The organism is Burkholderia sp. BCC0419, from assembly GCF_902830285.1.
In the GTDB taxonomy this organism is placed as follows: domain Bacteria; phylum Pseudomonadota; class Gammaproteobacteria; order Burkholderiales; family Burkholderiaceae; genus Burkholderia.
In genome coordinates, this window is sequence record NZ_CADESR010000001.1 from 1,906,953 (window position 1) to 1,930,274 (window position 23,322).

The window sequence follows — 23,322 nt, forward strand, 5'->3', positions numbered from 1 at the left end:
GGCGCCGAGGCGCCGCGCCGTCACGCGGCGCTGGTGCCGTCGCTACCGTCCGGCGGCCTGCCGGCCTGCAGCAGTTGCAAGCTTTCGTCGACGCTCAGCTCCGACATCGCGCCGTCGTGCAGCGTATCGTCCGCCGCGCGGCGCAGCGCATGCAGCGCGTGCATCTTGAGCCGGACGAGCGCGAGCCGCAGCCCGCGCGCCGCGCATTCGGCCGCGAACGTGCGCAACGATTCGATCGTCGTGCCGTCGACATCCGGCGTTTCCTCGAGACTCAACATCACGGTATGCGTGTCCGGCGCGGCCTTCATCAGCGCCCGCACGCGATTGAGCATCCGGTCAGCATTCGCGAAGAACAGCTGCGCCTCGGGCCGCACGATCAGCACGCCCGGCACCGGCTTCGCGTCGGCATGGCTCGCGACGTCGACGAAATCGTGGCTGTCGCGCAGCCGGCCGAGCACGCTGACGTTCGGCTCGGACAGCTTGCGCAGCGTCAGCAGCAGGCTCACGCCGATGGCCGCGAGCAGCCCGTGCAGCACGCCGAGCACGAGCACCGCGAGCAGCGCCGCGATCACGACGAGCCGGTCGCGATGCCAGGCCCAGTACGGCCGGAACACGGACGGATGCAGCGAATGGCTGACCGCGAAGATCACGATCGCCGCGAGCACGGGCTCGGGCGTGCGCGCGAGCTGCGGCAGCAGCAGCCAGACGATCAGCGCGACCACGCCGGCCGCCCACAGGCCCGCAAAGCGCGACCGCGCACCGGCCGCCTCGTTCGCCGACGTCGCCGAATAGCCGGCGCCGACCGGCATCCCGTGCAGCAGGCCAGACACGAGGTTCGCGCAGCCGAGCGCGACGAGGTCGCGGTTCGGCGACACGGTATCGCCGTGCTTCAGCGCGAAGTTGCGGATCGATCCGTACGACTCCGCATACAGGATCAGCATCAGCGCGAATGCGAGCTCGACCGTCTGCATCCATGCGTTGCGGTCGAGATGCGGCAAGCCGAATTCGAGGTGCCGGAAATCGATATGGCCGACGACCGCGATTCCGTACCGCTGCCAGTCGATCGCGTAGCCCGCCGCGATCGACAGCACGATCACGACGAGTGTCGCGGGCACGCGCGAGCCGCGACCGAGCACGAACAGCAGCGCGAGCGCGGTCGCGCCGAGCACCACGCTCGCGAGATTCGCGTGCGGCGCGCCGGCGAGCAGGTCGAGCGCGACGTGCGGCGCATCGCCGTGCTGCACGGAAATCGCGAGAATCTTCGGGAGCTGCTTGATGACGATCGTCAGCGCGAGGCCGAACGTGAAGCCGCGCAGCACGGGCCGCGCGACGAAATCCGACATGCCGCCGAGCCGCGCGACGCCGGCCAGGATGAACAGCACGCCCGTCATCGCGACGAGCGCCGCCGCGAGCGCGAGCTGCGCGGCCAGCGCCATCCCCGATTCGGCGAGCACGGTCGCGGCGAGCACCGCGGCCGACGATGACGTCGACGACACGATCGCGAAGCGGCTGCTGCCCGTCAGCGCATAGACGACGAGCCCCGACAGCAGCGCGATCAGGCCGGCCTGCGGCGGCAGGTTGGCGAGCCCCGCATACGCGACCGCCTCGGGAATCAGCAGGCCGGCAATCGACAGGCCGGCCAGCGCATCGAGGCCGACGCGCCGCTTGGGCGGCGGCGAAGGCGCATCGAGCGGCGCGAAATGGTCGGGATGCTGCGGGCCGGCGTCGGGGCGGATCGGGGCGGTGGTCATGAGGCGGACGGCAGCGTGCGCCGCTCAGGGTTTGACGGCAATCACGCCCGACCAGCCGGGCAGATAGCGCGCATCCTGGTCGTGCGCGCGGTGTAGCGCGATATCGAGCGCCTTCAAGAAGTTCTTGCGGACCTGGTCGAGCGACACGTGCTGGCGCAGATAGTCGGCCCACAGGAATTCGCTGAACGGCGTCGCGTCCTTCGCATAGCCGCCCGCCGTGCGCAGCTCGCCGGCGAGGCTGCGGTACGGATCGTCCTCGAGCCCCGTCAGCGCCTTCGGCAAGTTCGCGTAGTCGCGCCGCGAGCCGTCCGGGCCGAACGGATGCACCCACTGGTTGTGTTCCATCATCCGCCAGAAGATCGTGTCGTCGAGCCACGACAGATCCTTCAGCAGCATCGCGTTCACGCGCGCCTCGCCCTCCTCGATCAGCGCGAGGCCGAGATGGTGGTGATCGGTGATGTAGTGCAGTCCGTCCGGGCCGAGGACGGCCGGGAACCAGTGCGAATCGATCGCGGCCTTGCGGGCGCGCTTGTCCAGCGCCTTCCAGTGCTTGCGCTTCGCCTTGACTTCGCGATAGCCGACCGTCATCTGGGTCGGACGCAGCGCGTCGAGCCTGACGGGAATGAGATGAACGTCGTTGCCGAGTGCCATGGTCGTACCCCATGTTGCGAAATTCCGGCAACGATACGCCTGATCGCGCGAGCCGTTAATCCGTCATGACCGCGATACGCGTCCGGTTGACGATCTCTGACATCCGCCGCATGCACGACGCCGCGCTACGCGCGCAAATCGTCGCGTTCGAGACGATGACGAATGTAAGGAATGCCGTCGTGCACGACGCTTACGCGCTGCATGCCGAGCTTGCGCGCCACGTTCAGCGAGCCGCTGTTGGCCTCCGCGATATCGGCGATCACGCGCGGCAGGCGCACGGTGTCGAACGCATGCCGCACGACGGCCGTCGCGGCTTCGCTCGCGATGCCGCGCCCCCACGTCGCACGCACGAGCCGCCAGCCGATCTCGACGTCGCGCGACCCGTCCTTATAGTCGGGAATCAGCAGGATCCAGCCGATGAACACGTCGGGCGCGGCCTTCTCGAAGATCGACCAGTAGCCGAGGCCCGGTGGATAGTCGCGCGTGATCCGGTGCGTGACGAAGCGGCGATGCTCGACGGGGTCATGCCACGGGCCCGCGATGTGGCGCGTGACCTCGGGATCGCGATCCATCTCGATGCATGCGTCGAGATCGGCCAGCACGCGCGGACGCAGCCACAGCCTCGCGGTGTCGAGCACGGGCAATGTGTCGGCGGAACGGTTATTCATCCGGACTCCTGATTCGGTGGCGTTGCGCATCGAGCGCATTACAGAACGGATACAAAAAGCCTTCCGGAATGATACAGAGTCCTGTCGCGAGCCTCGCGCGGTTCCGTTGCCGTTTCCGAAACAGTGCATTTCGTAGGGATTATTCCCGATTCGCGGTTATCGCGCCCCACATCGCGCAGCGCGGAAGCCTACACTCGATCAGTGCCCCGCGCCGCGCGCGAGCCGGGCCGGCATCCGCATGCCTATCGCGAGCGCGCAAGCCAACGAGGAGACCCCGGACATGAGCTGGACCCGCGAGCAACGCAACGTCACGATCGCCGCCTACCTGGGCTGGACGCTCGATGCGTTCGATTTTTTCCTGATGGTTTTCGTGTTGAAGGACATCGCCGCGGAATTCGCGTCGACGATCCCCGCCGTCGCGTTCGCGCTCACGCTGACGCTCGCGATGCGCCCGCTCGGCGCGCTGATCTTCGGCCGGCTCGCCGACCGCTTCGGCCGCCGCCCGACGCTGATGGTCAACATCGCGTGCTATTCGCTGCTCGAACTCGCGTCGGGTTTCGCGCCGAGCCTGACCGCGCTGCTCGTGCTGCGCGCGCTGTTCGGCATCGCGATGGGCGGCGAATGGGGCGTCGGCTCCGCGCTGACGATGGAAACCGTGCCGACCCACGCGCGCGGCTTCGTGTCCGGGCTGCTGCAGGCCGGCTATCCGAGCGGCTATCTGCTCGCGTCCGTCGTGTTCGGCCTGTTCTACCAGTACATCGGCTGGCGCGGGATGTTCATGGTCGGCGTGCTGCCCGCGCTGCTCGTGCTGTACGTACGTGCGCACGTGCCCGAATCGCCGGCATGGAAACAGATGGAAAAGCGCCCGCGCCCGAGTCTCGGCGCCACGCTGAAGCAGAACTGGAAACTCACGATCTACGCGATCGTGCTGATGACCGCGTTCAACTTCTTCTCGCACGGCACGCAGGATCTCTATCCGACCTTCCTGCGCGAACAGCATCACTTCGATCCGCATACCGTGTCGTGGATCACGATCGTGCTGAACATCGGCGCGATCGTCGGCGGCCTGTCGTTCGGCTCGATCTCGGAGCGCATCGGCCGGCGCCGCGCGATCTTCATCGCCGCGCTGATCGCGCTGCCCGTGCTGCCGCTGTGGGCGTTCTCGAGCGGCCCGATCGCGCTCGCCGCCGGCGCGTTCCTGATGCAGATCTCGGTACAGGGCGCGTGGGGCGTGATACCGGTCCACCTGAACGAGATCTCGCCCGACGAGATCCGCGCAACCTTCCCCGGCGTCGTCTACCAGCTCGGCAACCTGCTCGCGTCGGGCAACGCGACGATGCAGGCGTCGTTCGCCGTGTCGAACCACGACAATTACGGCTTCGCGCTCGCGCTCGTGGCCGGCATCGTCGCCGTCGCGATCGCCGTGCTGATCCAGTTCAGCCGCGAGCGGCGCGGCATCGACATGACGCAATCGGTCAATACGCGTAGCGCCGTCGGGTGAACCCGCGCGTTGCGGCACTGCACCATCGCGCGCGCCCCGCCCCGCCGGGAGCGGGTGCCGCGCTTTCCGCACCTGCACATCGAACTAGAGGAATTGGTCCAGATTCCGTGCTTGCCCGCTCCACCCGCGTTTTTTTATCTTAATAAAAACGACTGTTTGAATCGAATAATCAAATCACCTGTTCGCGGCCGGGAAACCGGCATGGGAGGCGGAACATGGCAGTAAGTCAGGAAGGGCGGCCATCTGCGGGACGGCCGTCCGGGGCGCGGTCATCCGGCCCGCGGCAGGCCGGCGGGACGAAGGCGCGCATTCTCGATGCGGCCGAGGATCTGTTCATCGAACATGGCTTCGAAGCGATGTCGATGCGGCAGATCACCTCGCGCGCGGCGGTCAATCTCGCCGCGGTCAACTACCACTTCGGCAGCAAGGAAGCGCTGATCCACGCGATGCTGTCGCGCCGGCTCGACCAGCTGAACCAGGAACGCCTCGGCATCCTCGATCGCTTCGATGCGCAGCTCGGCACGCACATCACCTGCGAGCACGTGCTCGGCGCGATGTTCATTCCGGCGCTGAAGGCATCGCGCAATCCCGAACGCGGCGGGCCCGGGTTCCTGCGGCTGATCGGCCGCGCATACACCGATCCTTCGCCGTTCGTGCGCAACTTCCTGACCGCGCACTACGCGAGCGTCGCGGGCCGCTTCTTCGACGCCTTCCAGCGCGCGCTGCCGCACCTGCCGCGCACCGAGCTCGGCTGGCGGCTGCACTTCGCGATCGGCGCGCTGTCCGGCGCGCTCGCGGGCGCCGAAACGGAAAGCCTGATCGACGAATTCTCGCAAGGTCGCACGATGAACGACGTGCAGATGATCGCGCGGCTGTCGTCGCTGATCGTCGCCGCGCTGAAGGCGCCGATGCCCGACAGCGCGCAACTGTCGATCTTCGCGGCCGTGCTCGACGACGCGGGCGCCAGCGAAGCGTTCGGGCTGCCGCAGTCGGGCGCGACCACCGCCGAGACGGCGACGCTGCATTCCACGAACTGAACGCGCGAGGCCACGCGCGGCTTCCTGTTCACGATTTGATTGATACGCGCGGTCAGGCGCGGCGTCGAGACGCCCGCGCCGGCCGGCCGCGAAGCACGGGGCATGGGCAGGCGCCTGGCGCGCGGGCCCTCGCCGAGAGCCAAGACCGGAGACACGTCATGTCATCTTCCGCAGCACCCACCTCGGCCCAGATTCCGCCGAACACCGACGCCGTCTGGTACGCGTCGTACCCGCCCGGCGTTCCGCACGAGATCGACGTCACGCAATATGCGTCGCTCGTGCAGTTCTTCGACGAATGCACGACCCGCTTCGCCGACCGCGTCGCCTACGTGAGCGCCGGCGCGTCGATGACCTACCGCACGCTCGCGCAGAAGGTCGACGCATTCGCGTCGTATCTGCAAAGCCTCGGCGTGAAGCCCGGCGACCGCGTCGCGATCATGCTGCCGAACACGTTCCAGTATCCGGTCGCGCTGTTCGGCACGCTGAAGGCCGGCGCGATCGTCGTCAACGTGAATCCGCTCTACACCGCGCGCGAACTCGCGCACCAGTTGAAGGACAGCGGCGCGCAGACGATCGTCGTGTTCGAGAACTTCGCGCGCACGCTGCAGGACGCGCTGCCGGAAACGCAGGTGAAGAATATCGTCGTCACCGCGCTCGGCGACCTGCTCGCCGACGGTTTCAACGCGAAAGGACGCCTGATCAATTTCGTGCTGAAGCACGTGAAGAAGCTCGTGCCGGCCTATCACCTGCCGCAGGCGATCCGGCTGCGCTCGGCCCTCGCGCTCGGCGCGCGCGGCAAGCCGCAACTGGTGCAGATCACGCGCGACGATCTCGCGTTCCTGCAGTACACGGGCGGCACGACCGGCGTCGCGAAAGGCGCGATGCTCACGCACGGCAACCTGATCGCGAATCTGCTGCAGGCGAAGGCCTGGATCGCCGACCAGGTGTCGGGCGACGTCGAAACCGTGCTCACGCCGCTGCCGCTCTATCACATCTATTCGCTGACGGTGAACGCGTTCATCTTCATGGGGCTCGGCGGGCGCAACATCCTGATCGCGAACCCGCGCGACATGACGATGGTGATGAAGATCATCCGCCACGAGACGTTCACGGGGATCACCGGCATCAACACGCTGTACAACGCGTTCCTCGACAACGAGGAATTCCGCAAGCGCGACTTCTCGAAGCTCAAGCTCGCGATGGCGGGCGGGATGGCGATGCAGCGCGCGGTCGCCGAGCGCTTTCAGCAGGTGACGGGCCGGCCGGTGGTCGAAGGCTACGGCCTCACCGAGTGTTCGCCGATCGTCACGATGAATCCCGTGGACCTGAACGACATGGCCGCGTTCAGCGGTTCGATCGGGCTGCCCGCGCCGTCGACGATCGTGCGATTTCGCCGCGAGGACGGCACCTGGGCCGCGATCGGCGAGCCGGGCGAGCTGTGCGTACACGGGCCGCAGGTGATGCGCGGCTACTGGCAGCGCCCCGACGAGACGGCCAAGGTGATCGACGCCGACGGCTGGCTCGCCACCGGCGACATCGGCGTGATGGACGAGCGCGGCTTCATCCGCCTCATCGACCGCAAGAAGGACATGATCCTCGTGTCGGGCTTCAACGTGTATCCGAACGAGATCGAGGAAGTGCTGGTGATGCATCCCGGCATCAGCGAAGCCGCGGCGATCGGCATTCCGGACGAGGTACAGGGCGAACGGATCAAGGTGTTCGTCGTGCGCCGCGACCCGTCGCTGACGGCCGAGGACGTGCTCGCGCACTGCCGCAAGAACCTGACCGGCTACAAGATGCCGAAATTCGTCGAGTTCCGCGACGCGCTGCCGCAGACGAACGTCGGCAAGATCCTGCGCCGCGCGCTGCGCGACGAGGAACTCGCCAAACTCAACGCCGCGAAGCAAGGCTGAACGATCCATCGCTCCGGGAGACGCTGGATGAACGAAGGAATGAAGCGCCGCGCGCGGCATGCCGCTACGGCGGCCGTCGCGTGTGTGCTGTCGCTCGCCCAGGCGGGCCTGCAAGCACAGGAAACGGCGAGCGCCGCGAGCGCGGCACCGGCAGCCGCGCTACCCGCGGATCTCGCGAAGGTCGCGCACGAGCCGCCCGCGCAACAGGCGCGCTGGCTGCGCACGGCAGCCCAGCGCGGCACGCTCGCGCAACTCGACGACGCGACGCTCACGGCGCTCTTCAAGGCGCTCGATCCGCTCGCCGTGCCGCTCTATATCCGTAACGGCCCGAACGGCTATCCGTCTTACCAGTTCACGATGGTGCGCCAGGAGCGCATCAGCGGAAAATGGTCCGACACGCCCGACCGCATGCTCGTGAAGACGACCCGCGAGCCGCTGCGCGTGTATGCGAAATGGCTGCCGGGCGGTGCGCATGCGGGACAGGAGACGATCTACGACACGACGCAGCGCAAGGACGAGATGTACGGCCATCTCGGCGGCCTGCTCGGCAAGATTCCGCTGTGGACGGCGATCGACGGCGCGCTGGCGCGCGCCCAGTCGAATCACCAGGTGAAGGATCTCGGCACCGAGTTCATCGCGAACCTGTACCTGACCGAAGGGAAGAAATACCTGGAAGCCGGCGTGCAGCGGCCGACCGATGTGGAGGCCAGGACGATCGGCGGCGTGCGCGTCGTCGCGCTCACCTACGAAACGCCGACCGGCCGGCCCCAGTTCTATGCGAAAAAGGAAGTGCTGGGGCTCGACCTGCACGCACCCTATTTCCGGACCGTCGAGTCCTATGACAACGACGGCAGGATCTTCGAGCGGATCGTCATCGAGACAATCGCGCCGGCGACCCTCGACGACACCGCATTCGACCCGAAAAACCCCGACTACGCGTTCTGACGCGCGCGGGCGGGGCTCGCCACGGGCTCAATCGTCATCGTCGCCGCCGTGGTGCCGATGCCAGTGCTTGTAATAGTGCTTGCGCCACTTGCGGTAGCGATCGTCGTCGTCATCGCCGTCATAGCCGTATCCATAGCCCGGATAGGCGACGACGGCGGGCTGCGGCGCGACATAGACCGGCGCCGGCTGGACATAGACCGGCGCGACCGGCACGCCGATGCCGACCGACAGGTCCACATGCCCCGCCATTGCACTACCGGAAACGAGCAACGCCATGCTCCCGATCACCCCTGCCACTTGCCTCTTGTTCATGCTCCGGATCCCTGATAAGCCGGCCCGCCCGGCTCGCGCAACCAATGTAAGCGCGGCGCGCGCGCCGAGGTGATACGGGGCTGCGAGAGTCGTAACGCGGCGTAACGAAACGACCTAGGCCGTTCGGCCTAATCGCGAAAATGCGCCGGAACGTCTATAGTGGGTTACGGTTCGACACAATCACGACTGCGCGCTTCCCTATCGAACAGGGTAGAATTCCGCCAAACGCCTTGTGGACGAACACGCCACACACACGCACAACATATTCTCTGACGCAGGCTCCTGCCGCACCTCAATGGCCAATCCCGCAGAATCCCATCCGCAAAACGACTTCATCAATTCGGCGCGCAAGGAACGTAAGCGTGTTGAAATCTATCTCGTCAACGGCATTCGTCTGACGGGGTGTATCGAGTCGTTCGACCAGTATCTGGTGATGCTGCGCACCCCCGTGGGTCTGCAAGGCATCTACAAGCGTGCGATTTCCACGATCCAGCTCGACACGGGCGGCTCGCGCCCCGGCGGCGGCGGCCCCCGCGGCCCGCGCACCGGTGGTCGCCCCGGCGGCCGTGAAGGCGGCGGTCACAGCCCGTACGGCTCGCACGGCGGCCCGCGCGAATCGCGCGGCGACGGCGGCGGCTACGGCTCCCGCGAGCCGCGTGAAGGCTACGGCGCACCGCGCGAGCCGCGTGAACCGCGCGAAAGCTACGGCGCGCCGCGCGACACCGGCGACGCATCCGGCAACGCCGCGCCGTCGGATTCCCGCGGCGGCAACGGGCCGGTCATCGTGACGCGCCGCCGGCGAATCGTGCCGGACGGCCAGTAAAACAAAAAGGGCAAGCCAACCGGCTTGCCCTTTTCTCTGGTACGGCCGGCGCGGCACGTCGCCGCACCGCCGTTACCCGGTTCAGCGTGCCGCCGTCGGCAGGCCCGCGTCGGCCTCGCGCTGCAGCGAACGCACCTGCTGCTGCAACGCCCGCAGCTGCGACTGGAGCTGGGCCTGCTGCGCCTGCAGCGCCGCCGTTTCGCTCCGCACGCTCTTCTGGCGATCCGCCACCGCCGCCTGCTGCTGGCGGGCGATCGAGATGTCCGCCTGCAGACGCCGCGCGCGGTCCTGCGTGACTTCGATCTGCTTGTCCATCTGCGCCTTCTGCGATTCCAGCTTCGCCGCGCGCAGTTCGTTGACGGCCAGCCGCTCGGCCTGGTGCGAGAAATCGCGATAGATCGCTTCCGAACGCGTTTCGTCGTAAGTCTTGATCACGCGCCAGAACGCCTTCTGCTGGAACAACGCGACGAAGTACGCCCCGTCCTTGACGTTGAACAGCAGGCTGGCGCCGTAGCTGCCGTTGTAGCTCGTGCGCATTTCCGTCAGCGAATGCGCCTGGATCTGGCGCTGCAAGTCGTCGACCGTACTCGGCCCCGTCGACTCGCCGGCTTGCGGCTGCACCGACGTCTGCGCCTGCGAATCGATCACCGGAATCGCGGCCACCGGCGCCGACGCCTGCTGCACCGCCGACGAATCGCTGCCTGCCAGCCCTTGCGCGAACGCGCCCTGCATGCCTCCCATCATCGCGAGCAACACGCTCACCCGCCCCAACCCCGTCATATGGCTCATGAAGTTTTATTCCCGCCCGAGTCGTTGTAATTCACCGCGATTTTATCTCATTAATTACTCGCTTTCGCGGGTCTCGGGCTCTTCGTCGAAGATCTGATATTTGCGCATTTTTTCCCACAATACCTTGCGGCTGATGCCGAGCTGCTGGGCCGTGTCCTGACGCCGCCAACCGTTTGCGTCGAGCGCCGCGATCACGCGGTTGCGCTCGTTCATGTCCCACTTGCTGCGATCGACGAACACCTCGGCCGCGCTCTCCGCCGGCACCGGCTGGGCCGAGCTGCGTGCGTGCGCGATCAGCCGCTGCAGCCGCGCGGCATCCCAGCCGCCCGTCTGCCGCACCGTCACGCCGACGCGCTCGGCGAGGTTGCGCAGTTCGCGCACGTTGCCGGGGAAATAGCTGTCCGCGACCGAATCCGTGAGCCAGTACGGCAGGTCGGACAACTCGGCGAGCCGCTCCTCGCCGACCACCTGCGCGACGAACGACTTGAACAGCGCGATCTTGTCCACCGCGCCGCGCTCTTCCAGCGACGGGATGCTCAGCTCGATCACCGCGAGCCGGTAGTAGAGATCGGCGCGGAACAGCCCTTCCTTCACGAGTTGCGGCAGCTTCTTGTTGCTCGCCGCGACCAGACGGAAATCGACCTTGACCGGCGCCGTCGCGCCGACCCGCAGCACCGCGCCGTCCTCAAGCACGCGCAGCAGCTTGACCTGCTGATACAGCGGCAGATCGCCGACTTCGTCGAGGAACAGCGTGCCGCCGGCCGCCTGCTCGAAATAGCCTTTATGCGCAACAACCGCGCCCGTGAACGATCCTTTCGCATGGCCGAAGAACAGCGATTCGAACAGGCCGTCCGGAATCGCGCCGCAGTTCACCGGCACGAACTCGCCGTGCCGGTAGCGTGAATGCTTTTCGTGCAGCAGTTGCGCGATGCGCTCCTTGCCGACACCGGTTTCGCCGTGCAGCAGCACGTTGGTGTCGCAGTCGGCGAACGTATCGACTTCGTTCAGCAGCGCCTGCATCGATTCGGAGTGCGCGACGAGTTCGGACGGCTGCAACGTTTCGGCGGCGTGCGCACGCAGTTGCGTGACGAGCTTGCCGATCATGCCGCGCAGTTCCGCACACGTGAAGTCGAGCGGCAGGATATGCGAATACTCGGGCGGATACTGCGACGCGTCGTGGTCGCGCGCCGCGCCGACCCAGACCACCGGCATGCCGATGTTGGCCTGCCAGTCGCGCAGGAATGCCGCGCCGCCTTCGATCATCGTCACGCTGATGATCGCTAGCGACCGCCGCATCGCGGCGCGCTCGGGCGAGACCACCGCGTTGTCGGCGCGGATCACTTCGACGTCGAAGCTCGCCATGCACCGGGCGACGCGGTCGACGATGTCCGCCTTGCCTTCCCAGACGTACAGGTCGAGCTCTTCGATTGCGGGCGTATTTCTCATCTGATCTGCTTCTTCAGTAAACCGTTTGGGCGACCCCGCAATTGAGCGAGATCTGATGGACCGTCGCCGCGCCAACCTGGACGCCAAGCAGATTCAGCAGCGGAACGAGGACTGCGTCAAGGCTCGACAGGAGCGGGCTGAGCAGACTGGTCAGAAAACCTAGCAATGTCGACACGAAGGTCGACGGAATCGACAACAGATCGGCGCCGAACAAACTGAGAGTGGCGGTGATCTTCGCGGCCGCGAGTTGCGTGAGCGCTGAACTGAGCGCCGAGCCGAGCGCATTCGAATTGACCGTCCAGTAGTTGGCGTCGATTCCGGGCACGCCATTGAACGTGTGCTGTTGCGCCGCACCCTGCACCTGGACCGATACGTTGGACATTGAAACTTTCAGGTTGGCAAGCTTCAGCCCGGCAAGACCAAGGACAGTCGCATTGATCACCTGCGCAGGCGACGTGCAGCTGTATGCCGACGACAGACTGATCTTGCCCGACGAATCGAGCGGCGGCTGCCCGATGCACAGATTGGCGACGCCCGGCTGTGCGGTAATGACGACGGTGCTCGCTGCTGGCGTGGCGGCGCATTGCGTCGAGTTCAGCCACGCGGTGCCGGTGCCGACTTGCAGATAAATCGGCAGATTGACGTCGGCATCCACGAGCCCGCTCAGCAACGGCCCGACCAACGGCAACTGCGCCGTACCAAGATAGACATTCAGATACACGCCCACCGCCGCCGTCGACGCCTTCGTACGCCACGTTCCCGTCGCCGGATCGATCCCGCCCTCGCCGATACCGATCGACGGCGGGCTGATGATCTGCACCTGCAGCTGCGTCCCCGTCAGTCCGCCGAGATTCACCGACGGCACGTTGACCGCGACCGCCGGCTTGCCCGTTGCCGCGATCTCCGCGCCGACCATCAGCAGGTCGAGCAGATCCACCTGTGCGTTGAGCGCCGCCTGCGTATCCGCGAGCGCGACGTTCAGCAAGCCGCCCGCGCCGCCGAGACCGATCGACGTGCCCGGAACGTTGGCGTTCAGGATCGCCTGCAGCGTGGCAAGGCTCGCCTGCAGGCTTGCGTTCGCGACGGCCGTCTTCGTGGCCGCGTTCACCATCAACTGGATCAGTTGCGGCAGCGTGAGCTTCAACGCGAGCAGCTGATCGACCGTGCCGACACCCGCCGCCACGACGAGATCGCCGACCGTCACGTTCGTGCAGGCAAGCGCTTGATACGACCCGATGTTCAGGTTCAGGTTAGCGCCAAGCAGTGCGCCGATCAGCCCGTTGACGAGCCCCGGATTGCCGGACGTCGGCGCGGATCCGCCCGCGCAGCCGACCCCGCCGAGCGCGGCCAGGGTTGCGCCGACCGAGAACGTATCGATGTTGGTCGAACGCGCGGTCGATACCGCGGACACCGTCTGCGGAGGTCCAACGAAGAAGAACGGCACCTGACGCGTGACGACCACCTTGGCGGCGTTCAATTGCGTGGTCCCGGATGTCGCGGCAGCGTAGTAGCTCGGCGCCGGGTTGACAGACGTATCCCAACGGCCACACTCGATGTTGATCGTGTCGCCGTTCGACGCATTGAGCCCGTTCGACTGTGCATTGCTGGTCGCGGTGGCAGTCGGCTGCGAACAGGCGTCGTCCATCCGCTGCACGGCCGCGAGCGCGGCCATGTCGGCAATCCGCTGCACATCCCGACGCTGGAAAAAGAGATTACCGACGCCAATGGCGCCAAGCGTCGTGATGGCGATCAGCGTCGCGATGATCGCCATCACCGAGAACGCGCCGCGCTGTCGTGACGCGCGGCGGATCGTGCCGCCACTGTGCCGGGTAGTCACCGTTTTGCTCCGTCAGCGCGCGAGATCGCCACCGGACAGTCCGCCGCTGCCGCTGCCGCTGCCACCGCTGTTACCGCCGCCCGACGCCGACATCGTGCCGAACCACTGCGGAATCGGCGTCTTGAACGAGTCGATATAGCGCTGATAGGCATACGTGCCGGCCGCGCCGTCGATCGGTTGCGGCGTGGCGGCCGCGCGATTCGAGCGCTGCAGGTCGAGCAGCGCGCCGGTCGCATGACCGATTTCGGACGCCGGCGTGTCGCCTTGCGCATACGCGACGCCCGCACCCAGCGAGCATGCGAACGCGATGCCCGCGGCCCGCACGCGGATTGAGGAAAGGTGAAACATGATGGCCTCCGTGAATATCGTCGTTATCGCGCGAAACGCTGCAGCAGCGGCACGGCAAGATCGAAATTGTCGCTGCTCGCCACCGATGGCACGGACACATTGGCCGGCGTATAGGCGATGGCGCGTTGCTTCGCGCGCATCGCGGCCGCGACCTTCGTCTCGTCGTCGCGAATCTGGCTGCGCACCGCGGGCGACAGCTTCTGCTGATCCATCAGCCGCCGCGCGTCCTTCGCATGACCGGTCGCGAACAGGTAGAGCACGAAGTTGCTGAGGATCTTCGGGTTCTTCTGCTCGAGTTCGGCCGCCTTCAGCAGCGGCACGCGTGCACCTGCCAGATCGCCTTCGCGCATCTTCGAATACGCAAGGTCGGACAACGTCGCCGCATCGGTCGGCGCAAGCACCGTCGCCTGTTCGAGCTGCTGCGCGGCCAGCGCAAAATCGCCGCGGGCGCCGGCGGTCAGGCCCAGCCCGCGATAGCCGCGCGCGGCGAGCGGCGTCGTCAGCAACTTGGTATAGGCGGCCACGCCGGCATCGTACTGGGCGGTCGCCCGCAACGCGTCGGCGCGCAGCAGGATCGTGTCCGGCGATGCGCCATATTGCTTCTCGTACTGATCGATGTGCGCGAGCGATGCAAAATACAGCCCCTGCCCCTGCATCCGCTCGATCAGACCCAGATACATACCCGGCGTATCGGGCGGCGCATTCTTGTCGGCTGCGGCCTGCATCAGCGCGCCGCGTTCGGCCTGCGCACCGATTCCGTATCCGGACTCCTTGAACAGCGAGCACCCGCTGGCAAGCAACGCGCACGCCGTCGCGCCTGCGATCGTGCGAACCCAATCCAATCGATTCATCTTGTGTCGCTCCTTCCCCTCATGCCGCATCAGCGCTGAAACGCAGCGAGCGCGGCCAGCACGGTCATGATCCCGGGCCCCGCGGTCACGATCAACAGTGCCGGCAACAGCGTGACGATCATCACGCCGGTCATCTTCACCGTCAGGCGGCCAATCTGCTCGCGCAGCGTCGCGCGACGCCCTTCGCGCAGACGGTCGCCGAATTGTTTCAGCGGCTCTTGCACCGCGCCGCCATGCTTGTCGACCTGAATCAGCAAGCGCACGATCGCGCGCAGATCCTCGTTGTCGAAACTGTTCGTCAGGCGTTGCAGCGATTGCTCGCGCGTGCGCCCAGCCGCGAACTGCCGCTGCGCGACGCCGAGTTCCCACGACAGCACCGGCAACATCGTCTGAAAATCGTGCGTGACGACCTGGATGCTCTGGTCGAGCGACAGCCCGACGCCCTGCAGCAGCCGCAACATGTCGACGAGCAGCGGCAGTTCGGCCGCAATGCTCTGCCGGCGCGCGGTCGCGCGCCGCCGCACGTAGATTTTCGGCAGCATGTAGCCGGTCACGAGCGCGACGGAGATCCACAACGGCCAGCGCGTCTGCTGTCCGCGGCCGATCAGTAGCAGCACGGCAAGCGCAGGCAACAGGATCGCGCAGACGATGCGCGCGCCGACGAACAGCGCTCTGGCGCGCACGTCGACGAAACCGCACTGCTCGAGCAACTGGCGATCTTCGTCGGCGATCAGATACCGGCTGAAGCCAGTCTCGAGCCACCGCATCCCGACGTCTTCGAAGCGTTCGAGCAGCCCCGCGAAACGGACGCGCGGCGCGGCAGGTGCCACCGCGTCGCGCGCAGGCTCTGCGGCGCCGGCGCGCGCGGCGGCCGCTTCGACTGCCGCGGCCCGGCGATCGAGCGCATTCACCAGCGCGCGCTCGGCACGCTGCACGAGCACGATGCGAACGATCGCGAGCGCTGCAAGCAGCAGCACGCCGACCGATCCGAGCACCAGCGCAAGTGCGCCTAAACGGTTTGCATCCATCGATTCACCTCAGCCGCGCGAGCCGGTACAGCCAGAAACCGCCGATCGCCTGCAGCGCGAACGCCAGATAAATCATCTGACGCCCGTTATCGTCGCCCCACATCGTCGTGAAGTAGCGCGGGCTCGTCGAGATGACGAAGCTGCCGACCGCGATCGGCAACAGCGCCAGCACCCATGCGGACAGCCGGGTTTCAGCCGACATCGCGGACAGTTCGCGTTCCGCCTGCTCGAGATCGCGCATGAACGTCGACATCCGGTCGAGCATCACGTCCGCCCGCCCGCCGTAGCGGACCGACAGACGCAACACCGCACCGACCAGTTCGAATTCGCGGATACGGTAGGTTTGCGCGATGTTCAGCATCGCGCGATCGATCTCGACGCCGGAGCGCAGCATCCGCGACACGTCGTCGAGGCAGCGGCGCAGCGGCATCTCGGTCGTCTGAAGCGCCGACTGGAACGCCGCCGGCACGCTGTTCCCGAGCGTCACGAGCCGCACGATCCCGTCGAGAAACGACGGCAACTGACGGACGATCTTCAGGCGGCGCCGGCTGATGCGCGACGTGATCCACAGCACGACGAGCACACTGCCCGCCACGATCGCGGCCGCCGCGGCGAGCATGCCGCCAGCCATGCCGGCCCACAACGCGAGCAGCACGACGACCGCAAGCGCCATCACGAGGCCGGCGCGCACTTCATCGAGGCCCGCACGGTCGGAAAGCACGGCCCACGCGTCGAACGCCGACGCGCGCCAGCGCACGAACCCTTGTTCGGGCACCTGCGCGTTCGCCGTACCGGCCGCCGGGGTGCGCGCGGTGCGCGTGTCGCCAGGCGGGGCGGCGGGGCGCGCGCCCTGTCCCACCCGGCTGTCGAAGAACCGCTGCGTATGCGCGCGCCCTTCTCGCACCTGGCTTCCGCGCCACAGCAGCAACCCGGCTGCCGCGCAGATCAGTGCGAACATCAGCGCGAGCAAGGTGGCGCTAGACATTGAAGCCTCCGCCTCGCCCGAAGTTGCCACTGAAGCCGCCGCCGGCCGATACCAGCGTGCTGCGGAAACGTGCCAGCTTCGGCGAATGCGGATGAATGCCGAGCGACTCCCAATGATCAATCTCTTCGCCCTCCGGCGTGACGCGCGCCTCGTAGCGATACAGCTCCTGCGTCGAGACGATGTTGTCCGACATGCCGGTGACTTCGGTGATCGACAGGATGCGGCGGCGACCGTTGGACAGCCGCCCGATCTGCACGATGAAGTCGATCGCGTTGGCGATCTGCCGCCGCAGGCTTGCTTCGGTGCCCTGAAAACCGGCGAAACCGGCCAGCATCTCGAGCCGGTACAGGCATTCGCGCGGCGAGCTCGCGTGCACGGTACCCATCGATCCGTCGTGGCCGGTATTCATCGCTTGCAGCATTTCGAGCACTTCGCCGCCGCGCACTTCGCCGACGATGATCCGGTCCGGCCGCATCCGCAGCGTGTTTCGCAGCAGGTCGCGAATCGTCACGACGCCGCTGCCGTCGAACCCGCCGGGACGGCTCTCGAGCCGCACGACGTGCGGGTGATTCAGCGACAGTTCGGCCGTATCCTCGATCGTCACGACGCGTTCCGCCATCGGAATGTGGAACGCCAGCGCGTTCAGCAGCGACGTCTTGCCCGAACTGGTGCCGCCCGACACCAGGACGTTGCAGCGCGAGTCAACTGCCGCCTCGAGCAGCCGGCCGATTTCCTCGTTGTAGGTGCCGTTGCCCAGCAGGTCCTCGGGCTTCAGCGGGTCCTTGCGGAATTTCCGGATCGACACGACCGGGCCGTCGATCGACAGCGGTTCGATCACGACGTTCACCCGCCCGCCGTCGGGCAGCCGCGCATCGACCATCGGGTTCGATTCGTCGAGCCGCCGGCCGACCGGCGCGAGAATCCGTCGCACGATCCGCAGCAGATGCGCATTGTCGGTAAAGCGGATCGGCAGCTTCGACAGGATCCCGTGGCGCGACACGTAGATGTCGTTGTAGCCGTTGATCAGGATGTCCTCGACGTGCGGGTCCGCCAACAGGTCTTCGATCGGCCCGAAGCCGGCGAGCTCCTTCGTCAGCGCCTCGGCCACCGCACGCACCTCGCTCTCGTTGAGCGGGATGCGCCGCAGCCGTACGAAGCTGTCGATTTCGAGATCGACGAACTGGTTGATCGCCTGTCGCGACCAACGGCCGAATTCGGCACCCAGTTCCTCGATCCGCGTGAGCAGATGCTCGTGCGCGGCATTCTTGATGTCGTGGAACTGTTGCGTTTGCGAGAACGGCGCTGCGCCGTCGGCAAATTGAATGTCGTGTGCCATCGCTTACGACCGCTTCGTTGAGGATTGAATGATTCGCCTGAGCGCCGAGAGGCCGCCGGCCGCACGCTGTGTCGCTCCGGGCGCCGGCGCGCCCGCGAGGCGCTCGACCAGCGGCCCGAGCGCACGGACGTACGGATCGCGTTCCGCGACCTCGGCGATCAGCTTGCCCTGGTTCGCCGCATGCCCGATCGACACGCGCCGCGACGGCAGCGTCGCGACCAAAGACAGTCCGAGCTTCTCGGCGATCTGCGCGGGCATCAGCCCGAGCTCGGCGTCGAACTGGTTGACGACGAGCCGGAGCCGGTCGGTCGCGGCGCCTGCCTCGCGCAACCCGTCCAGCATTTCGACCGCCGACACGACCGACGCCACGCCTTGATCGCAAACGAGCCATGCTTCGTCCGCCAGGTTCACGACCTGCGCGATGAATTCGCGATTCGGGAAGCCGCCGAGATCGACGATCTGATGATCGAAGAACGCCCGCAGCCGGTTCAGCAACGCCGCGCACGACGCCGTCGCCACGTCGCGCAGCTCGGCGAGATTCGGCGGCAGCGTCGTCAGGGCGACGCCGCTCGAGTGGCGCGCGAGCGCGGTCGTCACGAACGTGCGGTCGATCCGGCGCAGGTTGCGCACGGCCTCGACGAAATGGAATTCGCAGCGCGTGTTCAGGAACAACGCGCCGTCACCGGCCGGCAGCCCGAGATCGAGGAGCGCCGCCGTGTGCGCAGGGTCGGCCGGCCGTCGCTGCATCAGCACCGACAGGTTCGCGGCGAGCGTGCTCACGCCCATCCCGGCGCGCGCGCCGAGCAACGCGGTGACCTTTCCGTGACGATTGGCCGGCTCGCCGACGTTGTCGAGCAACACGCGCGTGATCCGCAGCGCCTCGTCGGCCGGTGCGGAAAAATCGACGAAATCGCGCACCCCCGCGCGCAGCGCGGCGAGTGCTCCTTCCGGTTGCGCGAGCGAGCCCAGTGCGACGACAGGCACGCCCGGATGCGCCACGCGTACTGCGGCGACCACCGTACTTGCCGCCGCGCAATCACCGGAAAAATCGATGAATACCAGTGCCGGATTCAACACGCCGATACGCTGCGACAGCGCGGCGCCGTCGAGCGGTACCCCTTCGACCGCGCCGGCGGACACCAGCGATTGCGACAGCCAATGCACATGCTCCGCAAGCGAGGACGCGCAGACGAAGTGGTCGGTGACGGCGGGCTCAGCCAAAGAATAGGTTCTCGCATTCATCTTGGATACTCCCAATGAAGCAAGGCATCGCGTCGTGCGCGACAGCCTGCGCGGTCCGGTAACGATTCGGCGCGCTCATTTCGAGAACCCCGGCCCTGCGTCCGGCGACGCCATGCCGCCCAGGTACGAACGCCACACCGGACCGTCGCGCTGCTCGGACAGCTCGCCCGGCGTCGCCGGCAGTGGTGCGCCCTGCGCGATCGGTGCAACGAGATGCGGCGTCACGATGATCACGAGCTCCTTGTCGCTCTGCTGGTAGCTCAGATTCTTGAAAAACGCGCCGATGATGGGCAGATCGCCCAGAAACGGCACCTTGTTGACGTTGGACGTGGTCTCGCGGTCGATCAGGCCGCCGATCACGAAGCTTTCGCCGTCGCCGAGCTCGACCGTCGTGTCCGCGCGCCGCGTGGTCAGCGCGGGCACCTGCACGCCGTTGATCGTGATCGAGTGCACGAAGTCGAGCTGGCTCGACTCGGGCGCGACCTTCAGCGCGATCCGCCGCGGATTCAGCACGGTCGGCGTGACCGTGAGCCCGACGCCGTAGGGTTTCCACTCGATCGAGATCGTGCCGAGCGATTGCGGCACCGGCACCGGAATCTCGCCGCCCGCGAGGAAGTTCGCGCTCTGGCCGGACAACGCGACGAGCGTGGGCTGCGCGAGTACGCGGGCCAGGTTGTTCGCCTCCAGAATCGACAGGTCAGCGAACAACCCGCGGGACATCGAATGGATGACGAGGTTGAACGCCGACGAAATCGGCACGTTCGTGTTGTAGGTGAGCGAACTATTCGGAGAACCGGTTATCGATGTCAGCCCTGTCGGCGCGAAGGCCCCGAACGCAAAGCCGTTGCTCTGCTTGAAGAAGTTGAGCCCAGCCTGCTTCAGCACCGAGCGGCTGAATTCGACGACCCGCACGTCGACCTGCACGACGTTCTTGCCGGAGATCGTCGACGCATCGAGCGTCGTCCCGTCCTTGCCGCCGACCGTCTTCGCCGCATGGACTGCGCGCTGATGCCCGTCGAGCGTGCCGGCCGCGCCGCCGATCACCGTCGCGCCGCCGTACGTGTTCACGCTCGGCGACGCGCCGTCGAGCAGTGCCCGCGCCGCACCGCTCGTGACGTTCACGTTATAGACGGTCGGCTCGTCGCGGCCGCGCTCCCAGATCATCACGTTCGTGGCGCCGGCATTCTTCGCCACCAGCAGCACACCGCCGCGCCCACCCTTCACGACGAGCACGTCGGCCACCGACGGATCGCCAACCGCGACCCGCTGCAGCGCACGCCCCGTCGCAAGCTGCCGTTGCGCGCCGACTGCAAGGCTGATCGTCCCGCTCGTGTCGGCCGCGTCCGACAGCGGCGGCATCGCCAGCGCGCTCAATGCAATAGCCAAACCAATCAGTTTCTTTTTCATTGTTTTGCCGTCTTCGTCCCGCTCAATAAGCGACCGTTTCGGTCCGCCCACCCCGAATCACTTCGATGCTGCCGCCGCTCGGATGCCGCGCGACCACCCGAGGCGCCACACGCGGAGCCGGCGCCGTCGCACTCTTCGACAACTCGCCCAACACCATGCCGGCAGCGGCAAGCGCCGACGGGCTCTTGTCGTCGCCGACGCGAACCGCGACGGTTTGCGCCGCGACATCGTCGTCGCGCGGGTTACGCAGCGCGAGCACGAGCCGACCGCTCTGCTCGGCGAGCGTCAGCGCATCGACCTGTGCAGTGGGCACCGCCAACACCGCGGTCCGCATGCCGACCACCGAGCCGTTCGAACTGTCTCGCTCGGTCGTTGCATCGCCGAACGACAGCACGCGAACCTTCGACATCAGCAGCCGCGCCTGGGTATTCACGATCTCGGCCGTCGACGTCCCGCCGATCGCCATGCCGGTCCCGTCGCGCTTCAGATTCAGGAACACGTCGACATAGTTGCCGGGCCGCACACGGTTGCCGACCGCGTTGGTCTCGTCGATCTTGATCGCGACGGCGCGCTCTCCCGGTGCGATCTGCTCGGCGAGGCCGGACGACAATGCGCTCGCGACGACGGCCGCATGCGCGGGAATATCGGCTGCCGGAATACGGCCGACCAGTTGCAGCGGATCGGCGAACGCCCCCTGCGGCGCGGCGGTCGACTGCTGGACCTTCAGCGCCTCGGCCGGAATCGGCTGGCCGGCTTGCAACGGCCGCGTCGTCACGACGACCGGCACGCTCTGCGTCGCGACCGTCGAGGCGGCCGGCGCGACATCGGCCGGCTTGCGACCGAGCATCCACGCATAGACGCCAAGCAGGATCGCGATCGCGATCAGCAAACCCGCAATGATCTTCGTCAGGTTGTTGGCCATGGTGTTGTTATGTTTCCCCGCTACTCACGATTGAATTCTCCGCGCAACGTTGCCGACCGGGCGCCCTCGACCCGGCACGACGCCGTCGCTGCCGTCTATATGATGTTGACCGGGCTGATCTGGACCATCGCGGTTCCGGTGAGTGTCGACGGCACCGGCAACAGCGAACCGAGCAGCGGGAACGACGGAATCAGCGGGCTCTGCGAGTATGGGTAGGTCAGCGTGATCTGCACGCACAGCATCGTCGGGTCGTACGAACAGTTGCCTTGCTGCGTGGGCGAGCATGCCGCCCCTTTCAGCCAAGTGGTCAGGTTCGTCGCGGCCGTGCATGCGGCCTGGGCCCGCGCCGCCAGCGCGGCTTGCTGCGCTGCCTGCACCGACGCGGCCGCACCGACCTGCTGATAGTTCAACGCGGCGCGAGCGCCTTCCGTGGCGGCAAGCGTCAGGTTTTGCTGGGCCGCGAAGATCATCCCGTACGTGATGATCGCGTACAGGATCAGGAAGAACACCGGGAGCATCAGCGCAAATTCGATCGCCGTCGCGCCGCGCTCGCGACGTCGCATGCCGGATGCCGGACGAACGACCGTCATTGCATCCCCCCGGTCGCGATCCGGTACACGCACCACAGCGCCGCGGGGATCACGAGAAACGCGGCATACGGCGATGCCCGGAAACCGGCGATCTGCATCGTCGGTGAACGCCGCTGCCACAACGCCGACATCGGCGTACGGGTGGCGAAGACCAGCGTGCCGGCATGCGCGAACGCCAGCAGGCTCGCGATAATCCAGAGCCACAGCAGCGCATGCGGGCCGCACCACGCGCCCAGCACCGCGAATACCTTGACATCCGCGGCACCCATTACGCGCAGCACGAAAAACGGGAAAAGACTGAGAAAACCGACCAGTACGCCAATGAGCGCCTGATTCACGGATATGCCGAATGGATTATGCCCGGCGAGCACAAATGCAGACACGAATCCACCGATCACCAGTGAATTCGGTATACGCCTATGACGGATGTCCTCGAGCGCGACGAGCACCGCCCACGCGAGGAAAACCCCGACGCCAGTTAGCAGGATCATTTACGCCCCGAACGGCAAAACTTACCGCGCGGATTGCCGAAGCAATCCGCGCCCCTGACAACAGGGAAATGAGCAAAAGCTCGTTCGTTATGCCGCCGGGAGTTTGCTGGCGATGTAGGTGAACGCCCCCGAGATGCCACCCGTCAACGTGCCCATGGCACTGACGAGAGCGACTGCGATAAGTCCGGCGATGAGACCGTACTCGACTGCGGTAACCCCGTCTTCTTCCTTAAGGAAACGCTTGATGATTGCTTTCATTTTATTCCTCGTGCCTGTATTTACGTTTTCTGGCCTTTTATACGTATACGTCCCCGCATATCTGGCCGTTTGCCCCGACCGTTCGCTACATCTGCTGTAACGACAACCGGGTGCGCTTTCTTTATAGGTCGCCCCGAAGGGCATTGCTCACGATTTGATGCAAGTTAACATTCGCGATAGCGCTCCTCCTC

The 23,322-nt window shown here is 66.4% G+C and carries 23 protein-coding genes; 5 read left to right on the forward strand and 18 right to left on the reverse strand.

The window, feature by feature from the left end:
- Positions 1-20: 20 nt before the first annotated feature.
- From HWW87_RS08520 to HWW87_RS08530, 3 genes are all read right to left on the reverse strand, one after another.
- On the reverse strand, positions 21-1,751 hold the full coding sequence (locus tag HWW87_RS08520; RefSeq protein ID WP_175819936.1) for a SulP family inorganic anion transporter: 1,731 nt from the start codon (positions 1,749-1,751) through the stop codon (positions 21-23).
- A gap of 24 nt (positions 1,752-1,775) precedes the next feature.
- Positions 1,776-2,402: a ParB/Srx family N-terminal domain-containing protein gene (locus HWW87_RS08525; RefSeq protein WP_175819937.1), complete on the reverse strand. Its 627-nt coding sequence runs from the start codon at positions 2,400-2,402 to the stop codon at positions 1,776-1,778.
- Positions 2,403-2,527: 125 nt separating this feature from the next.
- A complete protein-coding gene (locus tag HWW87_RS08530; RefSeq protein ID WP_175819938.1) occupies positions 2,528-3,070 on the reverse strand; it encodes a GNAT family N-acetyltransferase in 543 nt (180 codons plus the stop codon).
- A gap of 280 nt (positions 3,071-3,350) precedes the next feature.
- Between HWW87_RS08530 and HWW87_RS08535 the strand changes: the two genes are divergently transcribed.
- The 4 genes from HWW87_RS08535 (at position 3,351) to HWW87_RS08550 (ending at position 8,466) form a co-directional block, all read left to right on the forward strand.
- Positions 3,351-4,571, forward strand: a complete 1,221-nt coding sequence (locus tag HWW87_RS08535; RefSeq protein ID WP_175819939.1) for an MFS transporter — start codon at positions 3,351-3,353, stop codon at positions 4,569-4,571.
- Between the two features lie 215 nt (positions 4,572-4,786).
- On the forward strand, positions 4,787-5,608 hold the full coding sequence (locus tag HWW87_RS08540) for a TetR/AcrR family transcriptional regulator (RefSeq protein WP_174429456.1): 822 nt from the start codon (positions 4,787-4,789) through the stop codon (positions 5,606-5,608).
- A 158-nt stretch (positions 5,609-5,766) separates the two neighbouring features.
- On the forward strand, positions 5,767-7,521 hold the full coding sequence (locus HWW87_RS08545; RefSeq protein ID WP_175819940.1) for an AMP-binding protein: 1,755 nt from the start codon (positions 5,767-5,769) through the stop codon (positions 7,519-7,521).
- Positions 7,522-7,548: 27 nt separating this feature from the next.
- Entirely contained in the window at positions 7,549-8,466 is a 918-nt protein-coding gene (locus HWW87_RS08550) for a DUF1571 domain-containing protein (protein WP_175819941.1), read from the forward strand.
- A gap of 27 nt (positions 8,467-8,493) precedes the next feature.
- On the opposite strand, the gene HWW87_RS08555 is transcribed toward HWW87_RS08550, so the two are convergent.
- Positions 8,494-8,778 carry a PXPV repeat protein gene (locus tag HWW87_RS08555; protein WP_174429459.1) on the reverse strand — a complete coding sequence of 95 codons (285 nt, stop codon included), beginning with the start codon at positions 8,776-8,778 and terminating at the stop codon, positions 8,494-8,496.
- 295 nt (positions 8,779-9,073) lie between these two features.
- Here HWW87_RS08555 and hfq point away from each other — a divergent pair, with 295 nt between their 5' ends.
- Positions 9,074-9,601 carry an RNA chaperone Hfq gene (gene hfq / locus HWW87_RS08560; RefSeq protein ID WP_175820696.1) on the forward strand — a complete coding sequence of 176 codons (528 nt, stop codon included), beginning with the start codon at positions 9,074-9,076 and terminating at the stop codon, positions 9,599-9,601.
- 81 nt (positions 9,602-9,682) lie between these two features.
- Here the strand turns inward: hfq and HWW87_RS08565 are convergent, their stop codons facing one another.
- The 14 genes from HWW87_RS08565 to HWW87_RS08630 form a co-directional block, all read right to left on the reverse strand.
- Entirely contained in the window at positions 9,683-10,390 is a 708-nt protein-coding gene (locus tag HWW87_RS08565) for a DUF2968 domain-containing protein (RefSeq protein WP_175819942.1), read from the reverse strand.
- A gap of 54 nt (positions 10,391-10,444) precedes the next feature.
- Positions 10,445-11,836: a sigma-54 dependent transcriptional regulator gene (locus tag HWW87_RS08570; RefSeq protein ID WP_175819943.1), complete on the reverse strand. Its 1,392-nt coding sequence runs from the start codon at positions 11,834-11,836 to the stop codon at positions 10,445-10,447.
- A 13-nt stretch (positions 11,837-11,849) separates the two neighbouring features.
- The gene (locus tag HWW87_RS08575; protein ID WP_175819944.1) at positions 11,850-13,673 is read right to left on the reverse strand and encodes a TadG family pilus assembly protein; all 1,824 of its coding nucleotides are present in this window, start codon (positions 13,671-13,673) and stop codon (positions 11,850-11,852) included.
- A gap of 12 nt (positions 13,674-13,685) precedes the next feature.
- On the reverse strand, positions 13,686-14,021 hold the full coding sequence (locus tag HWW87_RS08580; protein ID WP_175819945.1) for a DUF3613 domain-containing protein: 336 nt from the start codon (positions 14,019-14,021) through the stop codon (positions 13,686-13,688).
- Between the two features lie 23 nt (positions 14,022-14,044).
- Positions 14,045-14,872: a pilus assembly protein gene (locus HWW87_RS08585; protein WP_175819946.1), complete on the reverse strand. Its 828-nt coding sequence runs from the start codon at positions 14,870-14,872 to the stop codon at positions 14,045-14,047.
- A 29-nt stretch (positions 14,873-14,901) separates the two neighbouring features.
- Positions 14,902-15,900 carry a type II secretion system F family protein gene (locus HWW87_RS08590; RefSeq protein ID WP_175819947.1) on the reverse strand — a complete coding sequence of 333 codons (999 nt, stop codon included), beginning with the start codon at positions 15,898-15,900 and terminating at the stop codon, positions 14,902-14,904.
- 4 nt (positions 15,901-15,904) lie between these two features.
- Positions 15,905-16,885 carry a type II secretion system F family protein gene (locus HWW87_RS08595; protein WP_175819948.1) on the reverse strand — a complete coding sequence of 327 codons (981 nt, stop codon included), beginning with the start codon at positions 16,883-16,885 and terminating at the stop codon, positions 15,905-15,907.
- Positions 16,878-18,221 (reverse strand): CpaF family protein, encoded by a 1,344-nt coding sequence (locus tag HWW87_RS08600; RefSeq protein ID WP_174429467.1) that lies wholly within the window; start codon positions 18,219-18,221, stop codon positions 16,878-16,880. The genes HWW87_RS08595 and HWW87_RS08600 overlap by 8 nt, the downstream gene beginning before the upstream one ends.
- A gap of 3 nt (positions 18,222-18,224) precedes the next feature.
- Entirely contained in the window at positions 18,225-19,463 is a 1,239-nt protein-coding gene (locus HWW87_RS08605; RefSeq protein WP_175819949.1) for a fimbrial protein, read from the reverse strand.
- A gap of 75 nt (positions 19,464-19,538) precedes the next feature.
- Positions 19,539-20,870, reverse strand: a complete 1,332-nt coding sequence (locus HWW87_RS08610) for a type II and III secretion system protein family protein (RefSeq protein ID WP_175819950.1) — start codon at positions 20,868-20,870, stop codon at positions 19,539-19,541.
- Positions 20,871-20,892: 22 nt separating this feature from the next.
- Positions 20,893-21,792 carry a Flp pilus assembly protein CpaB gene (gene cpaB, locus HWW87_RS08615; RefSeq protein ID WP_175819951.1) on the reverse strand — a complete coding sequence of 300 codons (900 nt, stop codon included), beginning with the start codon at positions 21,790-21,792 and terminating at the stop codon, positions 20,893-20,895.
- A gap of 95 nt (positions 21,793-21,887) precedes the next feature.
- Complete coding sequence (locus tag HWW87_RS08620) at positions 21,888-22,382, reverse strand: TadE family protein (RefSeq protein ID WP_175819952.1); 495 nt, start codon at positions 22,380-22,382, stop codon at positions 21,888-21,890.
- Positions 22,379-22,873: an A24 family peptidase gene (locus HWW87_RS08625; RefSeq protein ID WP_175819953.1), complete on the reverse strand. Its 495-nt coding sequence runs from the start codon at positions 22,871-22,873 to the stop codon at positions 22,379-22,381. Before HWW87_RS08625 ends, HWW87_RS08620 begins: the two co-directional genes overlap by 4 nt.
- A gap of 87 nt (positions 22,874-22,960) precedes the next feature.
- Positions 22,961-23,131, reverse strand: coding sequence for a Flp family type IVb pilin (locus tag HWW87_RS08630; RefSeq protein ID WP_174429473.1), 171 nt, complete (start codon positions 23,129-23,131; stop codon positions 22,961-22,963).
- Between the last annotated feature and the right edge of the window lie 191 nt (positions 23,132-23,322).

Coding starts and splice junctions, on each gene's coding strand:
- HWW87_RS08545 (WP_175819940.1), top strand. CDS start 5,767: ATGTCATCTTCCGCAGCACCCACCTCGGCCCAGATTCCGCCGAACACC.
- HWW87_RS08620 (WP_175819952.1), bottom strand. CDS start 22,382: ATGACGGTCGTTCGTCCGGCATCCGGCATGCGACGTCGCGAGCGCGGC.
- HWW87_RS08585 (WP_175819946.1), bottom strand. CDS start 14,872: ATGAATCGATTGGATTGGGTTCGCACGATCGCAGGCGCGACGGCGTGC.
- HWW87_RS08555 (WP_174429459.1), bottom strand. CDS start 8,778: ATGAACAAGAGGCAAGTGGCAGGGGTGATCGGGAGCATGGCGTTGCTC.
- HWW87_RS08630 (WP_174429473.1), bottom strand. CDS start 23,131: ATGAAAGCAATCATCAAGCGTTTCCTTAAGGAAGAAGACGGGGTTACC.
- HWW87_RS08605 (WP_175819949.1), bottom strand. CDS start 19,463: ATGAATGCGAGAACCTATTCTTTGGCTGAGCCCGCCGTCACCGACCAC.
- HWW87_RS08570 (WP_175819943.1), bottom strand. CDS start 11,836: ATGAGAAATACGCCCGCAATCGAAGAGCTCGACCTGTACGTCTGGGAA.
- HWW87_RS08610 (WP_175819950.1), bottom strand. CDS start 20,870: ATGAAAAAGAAACTGATTGGTTTGGCTATTGCATTGAGCGCGCTGGCG.
- HWW87_RS08530 (WP_175819938.1), bottom strand. CDS start 3,070: ATGAATAACCGTTCCGCCGACACATTGCCCGTGCTCGACACCGCGAGG.
- hfq (WP_175820696.1), top strand. CDS start 9,074: ATGGCCAATCCCGCAGAATCCCATCCGCAAAACGACTTCATCAATTCG.
- cpaB (WP_175819951.1), bottom strand. CDS start 21,792: ATGGCCAACAACCTGACGAAGATCATTGCGGGTTTGCTGATCGCGATC.
- HWW87_RS08580 (WP_175819945.1), bottom strand. CDS start 14,021: ATGTTTCACCTTTCCTCAATCCGCGTGCGGGCCGCGGGCATCGCGTTC.
- HWW87_RS08600 (WP_174429467.1), bottom strand. CDS start 18,221: ATGGCACACGACATTCAATTTGCCGACGGCGCAGCGCCGTTCTCGCAA.
- HWW87_RS08565 (WP_175819942.1), bottom strand. CDS start 10,390: ATGAGCCATATGACGGGGTTGGGGCGGGTGAGCGTGTTGCTCGCGATG.
- HWW87_RS08520 (WP_175819936.1), bottom strand. CDS start 1,751: ATGACCACCGCCCCGATCCGCCCCGACGCCGGCCCGCAGCATCCCGAC.
- HWW87_RS08535 (WP_175819939.1), top strand. CDS start 3,351: ATGAGCTGGACCCGCGAGCAACGCAACGTCACGATCGCCGCCTACCTG.
- HWW87_RS08590 (WP_175819947.1), bottom strand. CDS start 15,900: ATGGATGCAAACCGTTTAGGCGCACTTGCGCTGGTGCTCGGATCGGTC.
- HWW87_RS08540 (WP_174429456.1), top strand. CDS start 4,787: ATGGCAGTAAGTCAGGAAGGGCGGCCATCTGCGGGACGGCCGTCCGGG.
- HWW87_RS08625 (WP_175819953.1), bottom strand. CDS start 22,873: ATGATCCTGCTAACTGGCGTCGGGGTTTTCCTCGCGTGGGCGGTGCTC.
- HWW87_RS08595 (WP_175819948.1), bottom strand. CDS start 16,885: ATGTCTAGCGCCACCTTGCTCGCGCTGATGTTCGCACTGATCTGCGCG.
- HWW87_RS08550 (WP_175819941.1), top strand. CDS start 7,549: ATGAACGAAGGAATGAAGCGCCGCGCGCGGCATGCCGCTACGGCGGCC.
- HWW87_RS08525 (WP_175819937.1), bottom strand. CDS start 2,402: ATGGCACTCGGCAACGACGTTCATCTCATTCCCGTCAGGCTCGACGCG.